The following is a 15,876-nucleotide window of genomic DNA, read 5'->3' on the forward strand; positions in this document are numbered from 1 at the left end:
GTTTCACCAGGGTGGCGGCCGGTATGTTGCGAACTTAGCCTTCGCGTAGACCAGCAACAGCACCAGATCGCTCTGTTCGTTGCGGTTGAAATAGATCACTCGGACCCCGCCCCGCTTGCCCATACCGGCGCGAGCCCAACGAACCTTGCGCAGGCGCTGGCGCCCTTGATCACATCGCCGGCTTAGGTGTTCGCGGCGATCCAGGACACGAATTCCAAGCGCTCCTCTTCGAACCAGTTTCGGTCGCAAGGCGCTGGAAGGTTGGCGTTTCGATCACCGTGAACATTTCTGTTTGTTGTAGCAACGATAAATCTATCGTGCGAGATTGATTCGTCTCTACTAGAAATGACCGCCGCCTTCTGGAAAAACTAGGCGACGGCCGACCCACGCAGCAGCGCCGCCAGCGCCTTGCTGCCTGCGGCCGGCAGCCAAACAGCCGCGCATGCGGTTCAGTGGCAGCCCGAGGTCTTCGACTGCGGCGCCGTCGGCATGCCGCATCACGCCGCGCGTGCGGCACCCCTGCACACGACTTGAGTAGCCGCCGGGCAGAACGCGTGCCCCACTACCGTTGGGAGCTTGCTGCTATTCGAGACATCCGAAGAAAGAATCCGCCGAAGTGAATCAAGGAGGAAGTGCGCCCAGCGTTTGCGCGACAGCACGGATGTCGCAAGCCTACGGGCCGTCGTATGGCTCGCCGAGCGTGGCGCACGCCGTCCTGAAAGTTCGGCATGCCGAACAATGAAGGCGTGCGCGGACGCATGCACTGCGACCATGAGCGAGGGGAAGAGGAAGAGAGTAGGGGGAGGCAAGAGATGCGTAGATACAGGGAGCAAAGTCCTTGTGCGGCTATGAGGGCAGGATAGACTGACGTCAGACATTGTTTACTGCAACGGGGTTGCAATGACCAAGACCTCTCGATCGAGCCGCGTGATCGGCGCTCGTGTGTCGTCCGACACAAAGGCGCGCTTCGCCGCACTGGCGGCGCGGCATCATCTCAGTGCGTCGACTCTGCTCGCGAAGATGGTCGACGAGGTGCTCAAGACCAACGGCGAAACCTCGCTGGACTCGGGTGTCCAACGGTCCCTGCGCGAAACCGGAAGCGGCATTGGTGTGGAGGATCGCATCACGCTGCGGCTTCGCGAGGGCGATCGAGCGCTTGCGGCCGAACGAGCCCGTTCGCGTGGAATGAAGACATGCAGCTACCTGGCCCTGCTGATTCACAACCATGTGCGTGACGCCGCAGCGCTGCCCCCGAACGAACTGGATCAAATCAAAGTGACCAACGCCCAGCTGGCTGCGCTGGGACGGCAGCTTCGAACGTTCGGCATGCCGAACACGGACCTGGACGAAACCATCGCGTCGGTCCGGCAAGAAGTCGAGGAGGCGCGCAAAGCCACGGCAGCCGTCGTGCGCCGCGACCTCGTCAGCTGGGAGACCAGCGAAGGGAACCGCCATGCCTAAGCAGATGGTGCGCGTAGACAGAAGCGGCCGCGGCTCGGCCGGAGGGGCGCGCGACATGGCGCTGGACATCGTGAGCTACGGTCGGCGAGGGCCGGGTGGCACGCTGCGCCTCGGCGCCGACCAGATCGCGCAGATCCAGCGCACGGTGGGGCGCACGCCCGAGGTGATGGTGAAGGTCTCGGGCGGCGGACGGGACGTTGGCGGCGTCGAGGCCCATCTGCGCTACATCGGCCGGCACGGCAAGCTGCCGATCGAAACCGACGAGGGGCTGACGCAGCAGGGGCGAGGCGCTCCCAAGGAGATTACGGCCGACTGGCAGCTTGAGCTTTGCAGAAGCCAGTACAAGCCGAGACCCGATCCGGGGCAGAAAGACACGCGTGCGAAGTTGGTCCACAACATCGTCCTGTCCATGCCCGCCGGCACACCACCGGAAAAAGTACTGGCTGCGGCGCGCGTCTTCGCACGCGAGAACTTTGCCCTGCAATATCGCTATGCCATGGTGCTGCACACCGATCAGCCGCATCCGCATGTGCATCTGGTGGTCAAGTGCGAGCACGAGTTCGAGCCTGGCAAGCGCCTCTACATCCGCAAGGACACGCTGCGCCAGTGGCGCGAGCAATTCGCAGCGTTGATGCGCGAGCAGGGCGTGGCGGCCAATGCCACACCGCGCCAAGTGCGAGGGCAGACCCGCAAGCCGTACAGGGATGCGATCCATCATCGGCTCCGGGCGCTTCGGACATTCGGGCAACTGCCGCCCAGCGCTCGGGCCAAGCACCGGCCGCCGAAGACCTCGACCTTCATGCGCGCCAAGCTGGAGAGCGTGCTCAAGGCCTTACAGACAAAGCCAGGCACCCTGGAAGCCGGCAAAGAGACCATGCAGCACACGCGAAATGGGGTAGTGGCGGGCTGGCACGCAGTTACGGATGCGCTTCGAAGTCAGGGCCAGGCCGAGTTGGCCGAACGGGTGGAGCGTTTCCTCGCGCGCATGCCGGCTGTACAGACTGATGCGCAGCGAATCGCGGATCGATGGCGGGAGACAGAGAGAAGTCGAGCGCCGGAGCACGTGGATGCCAGGTCGTCTGGGCCACGTGTCCGATGATGGTGGAGTCCTCGAGGCATCGCGGGCGTGACCCAAGGCTCGAAGTAAAGGGAGAGAGAGGGCGACACCGCTGCTCGCTATCAACCGGATTCAAGGAGAATTCCATGCGTTCCATTGCGAAAATCACGAGCCAGCTTTTCAAGGTTCCCCTCGCTGAAGTCTTGACGGACGCCAAACACGGCGCGCACACCCACTTCGAACTGGTCACCGCAACGGTGGCGCTTGCCGATGGCAGCGAAGGCACGGGCTACACCTACACCGGCGGGAAGGGTGGCCATGCCATCAAGGCCATGATCGACCATGACCTGGTGCCCGCCCTGATCGGCATGGACGGCACGAATGTCGAAGCCATCCACGAGTTCAGCGAATGGCATGTGCACTATGTCGGGCGCGGCGGTATCGCCGCGTTCGCGATCTCGGCGATCGACATCGCGCTTTGGGACCTCCGCGGCAGGGCGGCCGGGGAACCGCTCTGGAAACTTGCCGGCGGCGTCGCGAACACCTGCAACGCGTACTGCGGCGGCATCGACCTGGCGTTCCCGCTCGACAAGCTGCTGGACAACGTGCGCGGCTATCTCGCCCGTGGCTTTGGCGGCGTCAAGATCAAGATCGGGCGCGAGAACCTCGAGGAGGACATCGAGCGTATCCGCGCAGTGCGGCAGCTGATCGGTGAGGGAATCACCTTGATGGTGGATGCCAACTATGCAATGAGCGTGGACCAAGCCATTGCCGCGGCCAAGCGCTTCAAGCCCTTCGATGTCTTCTGGTTCGAGGAGCCGACCATCCCGGACGACTACCAGGGCTATGCGCGCATTGCCGAGGCCACGGGCGTGCCGCTAGCGATGGGCGAAAACCTCCACACCATTCATGAGTTCGACCATGCGTTCGAGCAGGCGCGGCTGTCCTTCATCCAGCCGGACGCTTCCAACTGCGGCGGCATCACCGGCTGGCTGAAGGTGGCCGAGCGCTCGCGCCGCCACGGCATCCCGGTGTGCTCGCATGGCATGCAGGAGCTGCACGTGAGCCTGATGGCGGCGCAGCCGAACGCAGGCTGGCTGGAGGTCCACAGCTTCCCCATCGACGAATACACGGCGCGCCCCTTGGTCGTGAAAAATCGGCGCGCAGTGGCACCCGAGGAGCCTGGGACCGGAGTGAGTTTCGACTGGGCGAAACTCGCGCCATATCGGGTCTAGGCGCGAAGCTTCGATAGGTTAGCGGTACTTTCGGGACTGGAGGGCGCCACGGTCGAGCAGTTCATCAAAAAGTTGATTCCTACACGCGCTGGTACAACGAGAAGCGGACCAGGATTTTCCTTGGCGCTCTCAGCCCTATCGAACACCGACAAAGTCTCGGACTTGCGACATAAAACAGCCAAGTTTTTATCCGCACGGCTCCGCGGTCCCACGGCCCTGGGCGCAGGCCGGCCCGAGAATCCCCTGTGCTGCCTTCCGCAAGGCGGCAGGCCCATAGGTGATTTCAGCGCGCCTCGGGGGGCGCGCGAGATCGGTTTCAGTTCGCACTTTCAACAGTTATTCGGGAGGAAACACATCGTGCCATTCGTCTATACATCGTTCACCGACCACCTGGCGGCGCTGCCGGCTGACCACGCGCGCCATGGCGACGCGTTGCGCGCCCTCCTCGAACTGCAGGTGCGCAGGCCGTCCAACGCCGACCTCTCGGCATTCCTCTTTCTGCCCGACCAGGCGGACCATCCCGACCATGAGGACGCGGCCCAAGTGTTCGCGCAGGCCGTCGAGCAGATGTACGGCCTTAAGCCCTGGGTCGGCAACGAGATCCCGTTGCTGTTCGTCGGATACCACGCCATGAATCGGCTCAGCGGTCGACGCACGGCCCAAGGCCTGCTGCTGACCGACCAGGCGCTCTACGTGCAGGACGACTTCACCGTGTTGTCTGCCTCGCCGCCTCTGGCCCAGGGCCACGCCCTGCCCATGCGTGCCGATGATGCCGGCGCCTTCGTGTCGATGCTGCTGGGCCGATACAAGGCGTGGAAGGATTGGGCGGCTGTGGCAGACCGTCCGGAGTCCGCCCTGTCGAATCGACTCAACGTGTTGCTCGATACGATGGTGACGACCGTGCTGGATTACCACGCGCAACACGCCAGCCAGCGCCAGGCGCCTCAACGCACGTGGACCTTGACCGGCCTGATCGCCGACCATGCTGCAAGCGACAACCTGCTTGATCCGGCGAATCCCAAACTCGCCAAGAAGCTTGGCAAGATGATCGGAAAATTCCAGATTCCCCCCGACGAGCCATTGCAGTTCGCACTGGTCGACTTCCCGTTGTTTGGCGGGCCATACGGGCTCGCACTCACGGCGAAGGCGCTCTACAGCAAGGACCTGATGGAAGAGCCGGTTCGCGTCGCCCTGGAGAGGCTCGATGCGCTCTCGCTGCGGCTGGCGGAGAAGGGGGACGAGGTGCTGAACGACCAGGGCATTCCCCTGCAGTTGCCGAAGTACGCGAGCGCCGAGCTCAAAGTGTCTTTTATCGAGCTCCTCAAACAGGAAGTGCTGCGCCTGCAGGCCTCGCTCTGAGCGGCGCAGGCTCGAGCCGAGGTTCGAAGCTGACGCAAGGAGAAAAGCGCGAGGTGCCTGGTCACATGAGTCCTTTGGCAACGACTCAGCCTGTGACCGATCCGGCCGGCTGGTGACGGCGTCGACCTGTCTTACGTCGACGAGACGCTGCAACATGTGCGCGATGCGGGCGACGCCGAAGACCTCGACATGGTGATGCGCGCACCCTGCATGCGTGGCACAGCCAGTCGGACGTCAGCCGATTGGAAAAGCGTGACCGGGCCGCAACATTGCAAGAAGAAGTAAGGTGCAATCGCTGGCGAGACGACGCAAAATCCGCCGCGACCCGGCAATGCATCTGGCCGCACAAGCCGTGCGATCACCGGGAGGAGGCGCCATGAAATCAAGTAGACCCAAAGTAGCAACCTGGGCAGCTTCGCCGACAAAGGCAAGCCTCTCGTATCGCACGACGCGCAACGCGACGCGCCATCGCCAAACCTGATGCGTCTTCCGCAGTTGTCCCGCGCGCCGTGCGCGAGCTGGCCGGATCGCCGCCGGGGTGCGCCTGACGCTGCAGCCTGGCCCGAGCTGATCTCATCCATTTTTCGTCGCCCCGACAGCGGGCGCTCGTTCATCACTTCGCACAGAGGACCCCGCCCATGAATCGCACGTACAAGTCACTTTGGAACGCCGCAACCGGCGCATGGGTGGCGGTTTCGGAGAACGCCAGTGCCCGCGGAAAACGCAGCCGCTCCCGTGTGCATGCAGGCCATGCGGTCGCCGCGTTGCTGGCCGTGGGCGTCTTCGGCATGAGCGGCTCTGCGCAGGCGAACTGCGTCACGACGGGCGCCGTCATCGACTGCGGTGGCGTCTCGCCGACTCCGGTGTACATGGACAAAAATTCGGTGCTCAACAACACCGGCACGCTCGGACAGTCGACATTGGGAACGACCGGTGTCACCACGAATGCCACCATCTCCAGCACGATCAACAACACCGGCACCATCCTCGGCGAAGACGGGATCCTCCTGAACGGCGCCAGCGTCCTCAACAACGCGGGCGGCCACATCACGGCGTTGCGCACGGGCATCAACGGAGTCGGGGGCGCTGCGACACTGAGGAATACCGCGGGTGCAAGCATCGAGGGTACAAGCGGCTATGGCGTCGTGTTCTATGGTGGCGGTTCGGTGCTGAACGCGGGCAACAGTTCCATCGTCTCGAAAGCCGGCGCCGCAGTCGGATTCGATGCCACCGGCAAGGTCGTCAACGAAGCGGGCTCGACCATCACTGGCGTCGGCTTCGCGGTCTACTTCAGCGCGGGCGACGCGACGCTGAGCAACGCCGGCCAGATGAACGGCTCCGTCGACATGCAGGGTGCGGTGAACGATGTGACGTTGTCCACGGGCGGCCAGATCGACGGCTATCTGCAGATCGGTAAAGCAGGCAACGGCGCCTCCACACTGACACTGACGGGTGCCGGCGCTCAGCTCCACTCGCAGGCGGTGACCGGCGGCACGTTCTTCGGCGGCAAGCTCGTCAAGGACGGCCTCGGGACTTGGACACTGGACCGCGCCATCGGTGCGAACAGCGTTGCCATCCAGGCAGGCACGCTGGCCATGGGGTTGACCAATGTCTTCAACGCCAGCACGCCGGTGGGCGTCGGCACCGGCGCCACCCTTGACCTGAGGGGCTTCGACCAGACCTTCGGTTCGCTGGCGGGCTCCGGCAACGTCGCGCTTGGCAGTGCCGCGCTCTCGGTCGGCGGCCCCGGCGTGGACACGGTGTTCTCAGGTACCGTTTCGGGCAAGGGCAGTCTGGCCGTCACGGGCGGCACGCTCGCCTTGACGGGCAACAACACCTTCGAAGGCGGACTGACGGTGAGCAGAAGCACACTGCTCGCCGGCAGCGACGTCAATCTTGGCGCGGCAGGCAGCAAGGTCAGCCTGAACGATGGCACGCTGCGTGCCACCGGTGCGTTCACGGTGGCCCGCGATGTGTTCATAGGCGGCATCGCGACGATCGACACCAACGGCTTCGATCTCACGCTGACCGGTGCGCTGCGCTATCAGGGTGTCTATGGTCAGTTCGAAAAGGACGGCCTGGGCACGCTGACGCTGGAGAGCGCGGGCAGCGACTACGTGGACCCCACCATCGTCAACGCCGGAACGCTCGCGCTCAAGGGCGCGGGCATCGTCGGCCGGCAAGACGTTTCCGTGGCAGCCGGCGCGACGGTCGATATCTCGCAGACCACCAACGGCGCGTCGTTGAATTTCCTTCGTGGCGCCGGCACGGTGGCCATCGGCAGCAAGACCCTCACGACCAACAACATCTCGAGCACAACCCAGTTCGACGGTGTGATCCAGGACGGCGGCATCGGCGGCGGCAAGGGCGGGGCGTTGCATATCCGGAACGCCGGAAGCTGGACACTCACCCAGGCGCAGACTTACACCGGCGGTACCACCCTCGATACAGGGAATCTGTACCTCACGGGCAACGGCGCGCTCGCGGCGGGCACCGCCCTCACGCTGGGCAACGGCGCGTTGTTCGATGTGAGCGGTTCGAAGGCGGCAGCCCTCACGCTGGGCGACCTCAACGGCGGGACAAGCTCGATCGTGCTGGGCGACAAGGCCCTGACCCTGGGCACCGCCAACGACACGCTCTTTGCGGGCGGCATCGAGGGCGCAGGCGCCACGCTCGTCAAGCAGGGCACCGGCACGCTGGTGCTGGACGGCTTCAATACTTACACCGGACTCACGTCGGTGCAGGCCGGCAAGCTGGTGGTCGGCAGCGACAGTTCCACAGGCGCGCGCCTTAGCGGCGCGGTCGACGTTGCCTCGAGCGCGACATTGGGCGGCCACGGGCGCATAGGCGGCGACGTGGCCATTGCCTCGGGTGCGCACCTGGCGCCGGGCAACTCCATCGGCACCCTCACCATCGACGGCAGCCTGGACGTGGCTAAGGGCAGCGTGCTCGACTTCGAATTCGGCGCGCCGGGCGGCAGCTTCTCGGTGCCGGGGGCGGGCGACAGCGTTGCGGTCGGCGGCAATCTGACGCTCAGCGGTGCCACGCTCAATGTGACGGACACCGGCGGCATGGGGGCCGGTCTGTACCGGCTCTTCAGCTACGGCGGAACGCTCACCCAGAACAACGGCGGCATTGCACTGGGCAGCGTGCCGGCTGGCGGCGTTCTGTCGCTTCAGTACCTCGCGGCGAGCAAGCAGGTCAACCTGATCAACACGGCCGGCTTGACGCTGAACTACTGGAACGGCAACAGCCTGGCCAATGCGTCGCAGATGGGCGGCGGCGACGGCACCTGGAGCACCACGCAGCCAAACTGGACCGACGCGACCGGTTCCGTCACCTCGGTGATGCAACCTCAGCCTGCCTTCGCCATCTTCGGTGGCGCAGCCGGCAAGGTGGTGGTCGACAAGAGCGCTGGGGCCGTGTCGGCCACGGGCATGCAGTTCGCGAGCGACGGCTACCGGCTGTCCGGCGACACGATCACGCTGGTCGCCGACAAGGCCACGCCGGGCCCGGTCGAGGTCCGCGTCGGCGACGGCAGCGCGGGAAGCGCCGCCTGGAATGCGGCCATCACGAACGTCATCGCGGGCACCGACGGTGTCCTGAAAACCGGCGCCGGCACGCTGGCGCTCTCGGGCGCCAACACCTACACCGGCGGTACCACCGTGCGCGGGGGCGCGTTGCAGATCGGTGCCGACAACAACCTGGGCGCGGCCAGCGGCGGCCTCACGCTGGACGGCGGCACGCTGCGCGTCGCGGGTGCGGCGGGCCCCGTGGCCATCGACTCCAAACGCGAGATCACGCTCGGCGCGGCCGGCGGCACGCTGGACCTCGTGGGCGGCTCGTTCGGGGCGGCCGGCGGCATCACCGGTGGCGGCGGACTCACGGTCCAGGGCAACGGCGGCATCCTGAGCCTGACCACCGCCAACAGCTACGCCGGCAGCACTACGCTGCAGGGCGGCGCGAGCATCTTCGTCTATGGCGGCGCCACCCTCGGTCAGGGCCCGGTGCAGCAGCAAGGCAACGGCACCCAGCTTGCGTTCGGCGATGGCGCTGACGCCGGCACCAACAGCTACCGGGTCGGCCGCACCGGCAGCGGCGACAGCGGCAATGTGCTGTCGTTCGACGGCACTGCCACGGCCTCCACCGCCAAGCTCTCGCTCTACGGTGGCGGCTGGCAGACGCCGGGCGCGAACACGCTGGTCTTCGCCGGTGCCAGCACCGCGGCCAGCGCCACCATCACCAACCTGGGCGGCACGGTCGACTTCACGCAGACTGGCAACGCAGGCAGAGCCACCATCTTCAACGGCGACAAGAGCTTGGTGCGCTTTGTGAACGCCGCATCGGCAGGAAGCGCGAACATCGGCAACCTCGACGGCGGTACCGTGTACTTCGCGGACACCGCTTTGGCCGCGAACGCGCAAATCACAAACGCCAAGGGCGGAACCGTTGACGTGTCGGGCGTCACGTCCAAGACCGGCATCGCGATCGGCGCGCTCTCGGGCGCGGGCGGCGTGGTGCTGGGGGCCGCCCGACTTACGGTCGGCGGCCTCAACACCAGCGACGTCATCGCTGGCGTGATCAGCGACAAGGGCAGCCAGTTCGCGCAGCCGGGCACGGGCACGGGTGGCTCCGTCGTCAAGGTCGGCAGTGGCACGCTCACGCTCTCGGGCGCCAACACCTACACGGGCGGCACGGCGCTGCGCCAGGGCCGGTTGAATGTCGGCCACAGCCAGGCGCTGGGCACCGGCGCGCTGACAATGGACGACGACACCACGCTGGGCTTCGGTGCGAACAACCTGACGATCGCCAACGCGATCCGGCTCACGGGGCAGAACGATCCCATCATCGACACCGGCGTCTTCGACGGCACCCTGGGCGGTGCGATCAGCGGGGGCGGCTTCATCACCAAGCAAGGCACGGGCACACTGACGCTGTCGGGGGCCAACAGCTACACCGGCGCGACGAACGTGGCGCAGGGCTCACTGAAGGCGGGGGCGGCGAACACCTTCAGCGCGGCCTCGGCGCATAGCGTGGCGACAGGTGCGACGCTCGACCTCGCCGGCTTCAGCCAGACGGTGGCCTCGCTGGCCAACAGCGGCACCGTCTCGCTCGCCGGTGCAGTCGCGGGTACCACGCTCATGGTCAACGGCAACTACGTGGGCACCAACGGCGTGCTCAAGATCGGCACCGCGCTGAACGGCACTGGCCCGTCGGACCGGCTGGTGATCAACGGCGGCACCGCCACCGGCAAGACCAGGGTGCAGGTCACCAACCTCGGCGGCCTGGGCGCGTTCACCACGGGCAGCGGCATCGAGGTGATCACCGCGCAGAACGGCGCGACCACCACCGCGCAGACGACCAAGGACGCTTTCATGCTCGCGGGCGGCCATGTGGATGCCGGCGCCTACGAGTACCGTCTGAACGCGGGCGATGCCGCCGGGGCCGGCGAAAACTGGTACCTGCGTTCGGACCGGCCTGCGGTTACGCCGCCGTCGATGCCTGGCACACCCGTGCTTCCCGTGGTCACATACCGCGCCGAAGCCTCTCTTTACGCGGCCCTGCCTAGCCAACTGCGCCAGGGCAACCTCGCGATGCTGGGCGACCTGCGTAAGCGCGTGGGTGACGACGACGTGAAGGGCACCGCGGCCACGCCCGGCGGCGAAAACCGCCGCGTCTGGGCGCGGGTGCTCTCGACCGATATCGACATACGGCAAGGCGGTACGGTTTCGCCGACGAGCAAGGGCCGTCTCACGGGCTTCCAGGCTGGCACTGACTTGCTGACGACGCCGAACTGGCGCGCCGGTCTCTATGTCGGCCAGCTTGACGGCGATGCGCGAGTGAACGGCTTTGCCAGCGGCATCCAGAACCTGGGCGTGGGCCGCAACGACCTGCGCAGCCAGTACGTGGGCATCTACGGTACCTATACCGACGGCGGCTTCTATGCCGATGCGGTGGTGCAGTCGGGCCGCCACCGCTACACGGTGCAACCGAACGCCATGCTCGGCACCGAAGGCAAGGGCAACAGCCTGCTGGGTTCGATCGAGCTGGGCCAGGCCCTCGCGCTGGGCGGCAGCGGCTGGAGCATCGAGCCGCAGATGCAGCTGATCCATCAGCACATGGACCTGAACAACTCGGCCATCGCCGGCGCCATCGCCACGACGCAGGCCGACAGCGGCTGGATCGCGCGCGCCGGGGTGCGGGTCAAGGGCGAGATCGACACGGGTGCAGGCACGCTGCAGCCGTACGGCCGCTTCAACGTCTACAAGACGTCGAGCGGCGCGGACGTGGCGAGCTTCCTGAACGGCGCGACCTTGACCGACATCTCGGCGCCGACAGGCGGCAGGAGCACTGAGCTGGCCGGCGGCTTCACGCTGGCCCTGGGGCAGACAACCAGCCTGTATGGCGAGATCGGCAAGCTCTGGGCCAGCGGCGGCAATACCAAAGTGAAGAGTTCGGTGAATGGAACGCTGGGAGTGCGGGTGAAGTGGTAAACGATGGCTGAGTTTTTGTGCAAGTCGCCGGTGTGAGGCGGAGGGCGTCACGCGCCGCCGACCGCAGCTTGCGTGGGAAGACGCGCAGCTTCGGCGAGGCGCCGCGCCACTGCGTTCAATATGCGCCGGGAAAGCCACCAGGCGCGCGCTGGTCGCAACCCGAGTCCGCGCGCTTCAAGCCACATTGCACTTGGCATTGATCAGCGAATTCACCAAGGCGACATCCTCGCTGCATGCCAAATGCCTGGCTCTCCCGACCAGGCGGTAGGCCGAGACCCAGACAGCGAGGTTCGCGCCGTACACATGTCGATGCGATTCGATTTCGAAATAGGTCACCGTCATCCCGAGGAGACCTGCGATTCGACGACCCAGCAGACGGGACAGGTCACATCGGTTTCGGCGGCTTCGAGTGGATGCGCGAGGGCAACGGCGTGTGGCACGGTAAAGAGCTGTCCTGCGGGACGACTGCAAAAGCATAGGGATTTCAGCTCTGGATTGCGTTGCGTCCAGACCTTGAGCAAGAGGCCGTAGACAGCCTGTACGTTGAAGCCGAGCATGTGCCGACTGTTGGACCCGCGCACGTGATTCTCGGCAGCTACGAAAGCCGCGGCCCCATCCGGCGGGACGGGAAGGGCATTCATGTGCCTCCAGATTTTGGGAGCGAATGCGATTGCTCGAACCGGTAGAGCAAATACAAACGAATATTTCGCTCGGCCGGAAATCAAGAGGTCGGCTTTCTTTGCGGGTAATGATGCTGGCGTCGATGGCGAATCCCTCGCCTTGAACTAACCCTTCGGTCATATAGCGGTGAAGCATCGTCTCGAAGACGAATCGAAATGCATCGCTCTGACGGGATCCATCCTGGCCGCCGGAAGAACTCCCGAGGATTTTCAATTGGACTGACACGCGCCGCTGCGACCATGGACGCTGTGAATGTCCTTGATGTCTTGTCCTGGGAGTGGAAGATGGCCGCACGTTCAGCTCGTTGTCGCGCAGGTCGCCGCTTTTCTGGGCATCGCGGCTTCACTCTTATCGAACTGATGGTCGTGCTCGTCATCATCGGCGTGCTCGCCGCATTGATCGTGCCCAGCCTCATGGACCGCCCCGACCAGGCGCGCGCCACCGCGGCGCGGCAGGACGTGGCCGCGATCATGCAGGGGCTGAAGCTCTACCGGCTGGACAACGGCGCCTACCCCAGCTCGACGCAGGGCCTGCGCTCGTTGGTGGAAAAGCCGACTGCCGGCAAGGTGCCGACCAACTGGCGCACCTACCTAGAGCGCCTGCCACAGGACCCCTGGGGCAATGCCTACCAGTACCTGAACCCCGGCACGCACGGCGAGATCGATGTGTTCTCGCTGGGCGCTGACGGCGAGCCCGGCGGAGAAAAAGCCAACGCAGACGTCGGCTCCTGGTAGCGCACGGACCACGACCGTGCACGCACCGATGGGAATCAGGGCGGGCCAGCCCGTCCGCGCCACTCCTTCCATTCACGACATTCGTGCGCGCCAGCAGCGCGGCATGGCCGTGGTCAGCGCGCTCTTGATCGTTGCCGTCATCGCCGCGCTGGCCGCTGGCCTGCTGGGCCGCCAGTCGGCCTTCATCCGCACCACGCAGGGCGACCAGTCGCGCGTGCAGGCGCGCTGGTTGCTGCGCGGCGAGATCGGTGAGGCGCAGCGCGTGCTGCACGCCGAAGCGCTGCGCGATCCGACCACGCGGCTCGACGGCCTGTGGAGCCGCCCCTTCGCGCGGCCGGCCGCGGGCCAGATGGCCGCGGAGGGCGGGCGCCTCGTGAGCGAAATCACCGACGAGCAGGCCAAGTTCAACCTGCGCAACCTCGTGGGACCGACGGGCGTCGATCCCGCCGAGGCCGAGGTGTTCATGCGGCTGTGCGCGGCGGTGGGCGTGTCGCCGCCGCAGGCGCAGTCGCTCATGCGCCGCGTTGTCCTGAGCCTGGGCGATGCGCTGACGCAGGCGCGGGGCGCCGTGCCGGACGACGTCCGCGCCGAGAGCGCCAAGGCCGCCGCCCGGCTGGGCCTGCCGGCGGAGCTGCCGCCCGTGCCGCAGGCGCCGAGGCCGCGCGCGCTGGAAGACCTGATGGCCGTTCCCGGCGTGGATGGCGCCGTACTCGCGCGGCTCGCGCCTTTCGTGACCGTGCTGCCGCAGCGCACCTGGATCAACGCGAACACGGCGGGCGCGGAGCTCATCGCCGCCGGCGTGCCGGGCCTCTCGCTCGACCGCGCCCGCGCCTTGCTGGCCGCGCGCGACCGCGGGCAGTGGTTCGTCAACCGCGGCGACTTCACGAACCGCCTGCAGATGCCGGCGCTGAATGCGGACGAACTGCGCATGGGCATCACCAGCAACTGGTTCCGCGTGGCGAGCGTGCTCGACACTGCGCGGACGAAGTTCGTGCAGGTAGCCCTGCTGCACGACGACAAGTCCTCCATGCCGCAGGTGATGTGGTTGCGGGAGGGCGTATGAAGGTCGATCTGCTGCGCCTGCGTCTCGCGGCTCGGCGAATCGATGGCGCGCCCGATGCGGTGGCCTGCGGCTGGCGTGATCCCGATGGGACGTGGCGCGACGGCGGCACGCTGGCGCTGGACGAAATCGCCGCGCGCTTCCGCGCGAAGCGCATCGAGGCGTGCCTTCATCCCGGCGACGTGCCGACGGCCAGTTTTGCGCTGCCGCCGCTGTCCGGCCGGCGCATGCGTGCGGCGATGATGGGCGCCATCGAGCCTTGTGCGCTTCGCCCGCTCGAAACGCTCGTGACGGGCTTCGGCGTTCGCGCATCGGATGGCACCGTGCCCGCTGCATGGGTCGGGCGCGATGTGGTGGACGGCTGGTCGGCACTGCTGCGCCGACATGGCCTCGCGGTGCGCGAGCTGCATCTGCCAGCGGCCTTCCTGCCGCTTCCGAACGCTGGCTGGACGGCGTGCCAGATCGATCGATGGCTAGTCGTCCGCACCGGACGGGAGCAGGGCTTCACGCATTGGCTCCCGGAAGGCATGGACCGCGAAGCGGGCATCGCGGCGCATGCCAGCGGCGATGCGGGGCTGCCGGCCGTGCGATGGACCGAGCGCGACGGCGACGAAGCGGCGGCGCAATGGACCGGCGAAGGCTGGCGCTGGTCATTGCCGGTCGGCAGCACGGAAGCCGCCAGCAGCGGCATCGCCGCGTTGGCCGCGCCCGCCGTTGCATGGGGCGCCATCGCCGCAGCCGTGTGGCTGGTCGGGCTGAACGTCTACGCCAACCAGCTGGCCACGCAAGGCCATACGCTGAAGCGGCAGATGGCCGCGCGGGTCAAGGCTGCGTTTCCCGATGTGCCGGTAGTTGTCAACGCTGTGCAGCAGGCGCGACAGCAGAAAGAGGCGCTCGCGGCCGGCGCACCGCAAGCGGCCAAGGACGACTACGCGGGCCTCTCGCGCGCGGCAACACGCCTGCTCGCGCAGGCACCGGCCGGACAGGTGCAGGGCCTGCGCTATGCCGAGGGCGCACTGCACATCCGCTGGCGCGAAGGCGCGGCACCGGATGCCGAGGCGCTGCGCACGCTGCAGGTCCAGGCGCGCGAACAGGGCCTCGCCGTCGAAGGCGATGCAGCCGCGCTGCACATGAAGATCGCCAGCGACGCGCCGGCCACTGAAGGCACCGCGCAAAAAGGCCCGCCATGAACGCCGCAGAGCGCCTGCGGCCGCTGGCTCGCCTCTTGAACCCGATACGTCAACCGATGCGCGAAGGCACGACGCGCTGGCGCGCACTGCCCGCGCGCGACCGCTTCGCCGTGGGCGTCGCCGCGCTCGTGATGGCGCTCGCATTCCTGTGGCTTGCGCTGACCCGCCCCGCGCTGGACACCATCGCCCAGTGGCGCCGCGACCTGCCGAAGCTGCAGGCCCAGTCGGCCGAGCTCGACGGCATCCTCGCCGGCCTGCCCGCCGCGAACGGGCGGCTCGCAGCAGAGGCCGAGCCCTTGCACGCGGGGCTGGACCGCGCCGGCCTGCAGGGGTTCTACAAAGTCCACGACGTGGTGGCCGACGAACCGGCCGCCGCGGGCAGCAAGCCCTTGCCCGCGAAAGCGTGGCGCATCGAATTCACCGGACCTGCGCCCGCGGCCCGGGTCTTTTCATGGCTGCTGGCGGTGTCCGCCCGCAGCGACATCGAAGTCGTGCGCGCCGACCTGGTGCGGGCGGACGGCAAGGCCGAGGCCCAAGGCCCGGTGCGCGGCGCAGTGGACCTGCAGTCCGCGCAAATCAACAAGGATGGCCCGTGATACGAGAGC

At 66.7% G+C, this 15,876-nt stretch carries 11 protein-coding genes and 1 pseudogene; 10 read left to right on the plus strand and 2 right to left on the minus strand.

Annotated elements, in window-relative coordinates:
* Positions 1-900: 900 nt before the first annotated feature.
* The 6 genes and pseudogenes from QFZ83_RS11970 (at position 901) to QFZ83_RS11995 (ending at position 11,606) form a co-directional block, all read left to right on the plus strand.
* Positions 901-1,461, plus strand: a complete 561-nt coding sequence (locus tag QFZ83_RS11970) for a hypothetical protein (protein ID WP_307506479.1) — start codon at positions 901-903, stop codon at positions 1,459-1,461.
* Positions 1,454-2,560 (plus strand): relaxase/mobilization nuclease domain-containing protein, encoded by a 1,107-nt coding sequence (locus QFZ83_RS11975; RefSeq protein WP_307506482.1) that lies wholly within the window; start codon positions 1,454-1,456, stop codon positions 2,558-2,560. The genes QFZ83_RS11970 and QFZ83_RS11975 overlap by 8 nt, the downstream gene beginning before the upstream one ends.
* Before the next feature lie 104 nt (positions 2,561-2,664).
* Positions 2,665-3,753, plus strand: coding sequence for a mandelate racemase/muconate lactonizing enzyme family protein (locus tag QFZ83_RS11980; protein ID WP_307506485.1), 1,089 nt, complete (start codon positions 2,665-2,667; stop codon positions 3,751-3,753).
* 25 nt (positions 3,754-3,778) lie between these two features.
* A pseudogene (locus QFZ83_RS11985) lies at positions 3,779-3,926 on the plus strand (IS3 family transposase); the annotation flags it as partial.
* A 184-nt stretch (positions 3,927-4,110) separates the two neighbouring features.
* Positions 4,111-5,112 (plus strand): hypothetical protein, encoded by a 1,002-nt coding sequence (locus QFZ83_RS11990; RefSeq protein ID WP_307506487.1) that lies wholly within the window; start codon positions 4,111-4,113, stop codon positions 5,110-5,112.
* A 638-nt stretch (positions 5,113-5,750) separates the two neighbouring features.
* Positions 5,751-11,606 (plus strand): autotransporter outer membrane beta-barrel domain-containing protein, encoded by a 5,856-nt coding sequence (locus QFZ83_RS11995; protein ID WP_307506489.1) that lies wholly within the window; start codon positions 5,751-5,753, stop codon positions 11,604-11,606.
* Between the two features lie 174 nt (positions 11,607-11,780).
* Here the strand turns inward: QFZ83_RS11995 and QFZ83_RS12000 are convergent, their stop codons facing one another.
* Both QFZ83_RS12000 and QFZ83_RS12005 read right to left on the minus strand, forming a co-directional pair.
* A complete protein-coding gene (locus QFZ83_RS12000; RefSeq protein ID WP_307512866.1) occupies positions 11,781-11,948 on the minus strand; it encodes a hypothetical protein in 168 nt (55 codons plus the stop codon).
* Entirely contained in the window at positions 11,945-12,247 is a 303-nt protein-coding gene (locus QFZ83_RS12005) for a hypothetical protein (RefSeq protein ID WP_307512868.1), read from the minus strand. The genes QFZ83_RS12000 and QFZ83_RS12005 overlap by 4 nt, the downstream gene beginning before the upstream one ends.
* Positions 12,248-12,571: 324 nt before the next feature.
* Between QFZ83_RS12005 and gspG the strand changes: the two genes are divergently transcribed.
* The 4 genes from gspG to gspM all read left to right on the plus strand — a co-directional run bounded on the left by gspG (position 12,572) and on the right by gspM (position 15,867).
* The gene (gspG, locus tag QFZ83_RS12015; RefSeq protein WP_307506492.1) at positions 12,572-13,021 is read left to right on the plus strand and encodes a type II secretion system major pseudopilin GspG; all 450 of its coding nucleotides are present in this window, start codon (positions 12,572-12,574) and stop codon (positions 13,019-13,021) included.
* Between the two features lie 103 nt (positions 13,022-13,124).
* Positions 13,125-14,084 carry a type II secretion system minor pseudopilin GspK gene (gene gspK, locus QFZ83_RS12020; protein WP_307506495.1) on the plus strand — a complete coding sequence of 320 codons (960 nt, stop codon included), beginning with the start codon at positions 13,125-13,127 and terminating at the stop codon, positions 14,082-14,084.
* Positions 14,081-15,271 carry a type II secretion system protein GspL gene (gene gspL, locus QFZ83_RS12025; protein WP_307506498.1) on the plus strand — a complete coding sequence of 397 codons (1,191 nt, stop codon included), beginning with the start codon at positions 14,081-14,083 and terminating at the stop codon, positions 15,269-15,271. Before gspK ends, gspL begins: the two co-directional genes overlap by 4 nt.
* A complete protein-coding gene (gene gspM / locus QFZ83_RS12030; RefSeq protein WP_307506501.1) occupies positions 15,268-15,867 on the plus strand; it encodes a type II secretion system protein GspM in 600 nt (199 codons plus the stop codon). The genes gspL and gspM overlap by 4 nt, the downstream gene beginning before the upstream one ends.
* Positions 15,868-15,876 lie beyond the last annotated feature (9 nt).

It is taken from the genome of Variovorax sp. W1I1 (genome assembly GCF_030815625.1).
Lineage (GTDB): Bacteria > Pseudomonadota > Gammaproteobacteria > Burkholderiales > Burkholderiaceae_C > Variovorax > Variovorax paradoxus_C.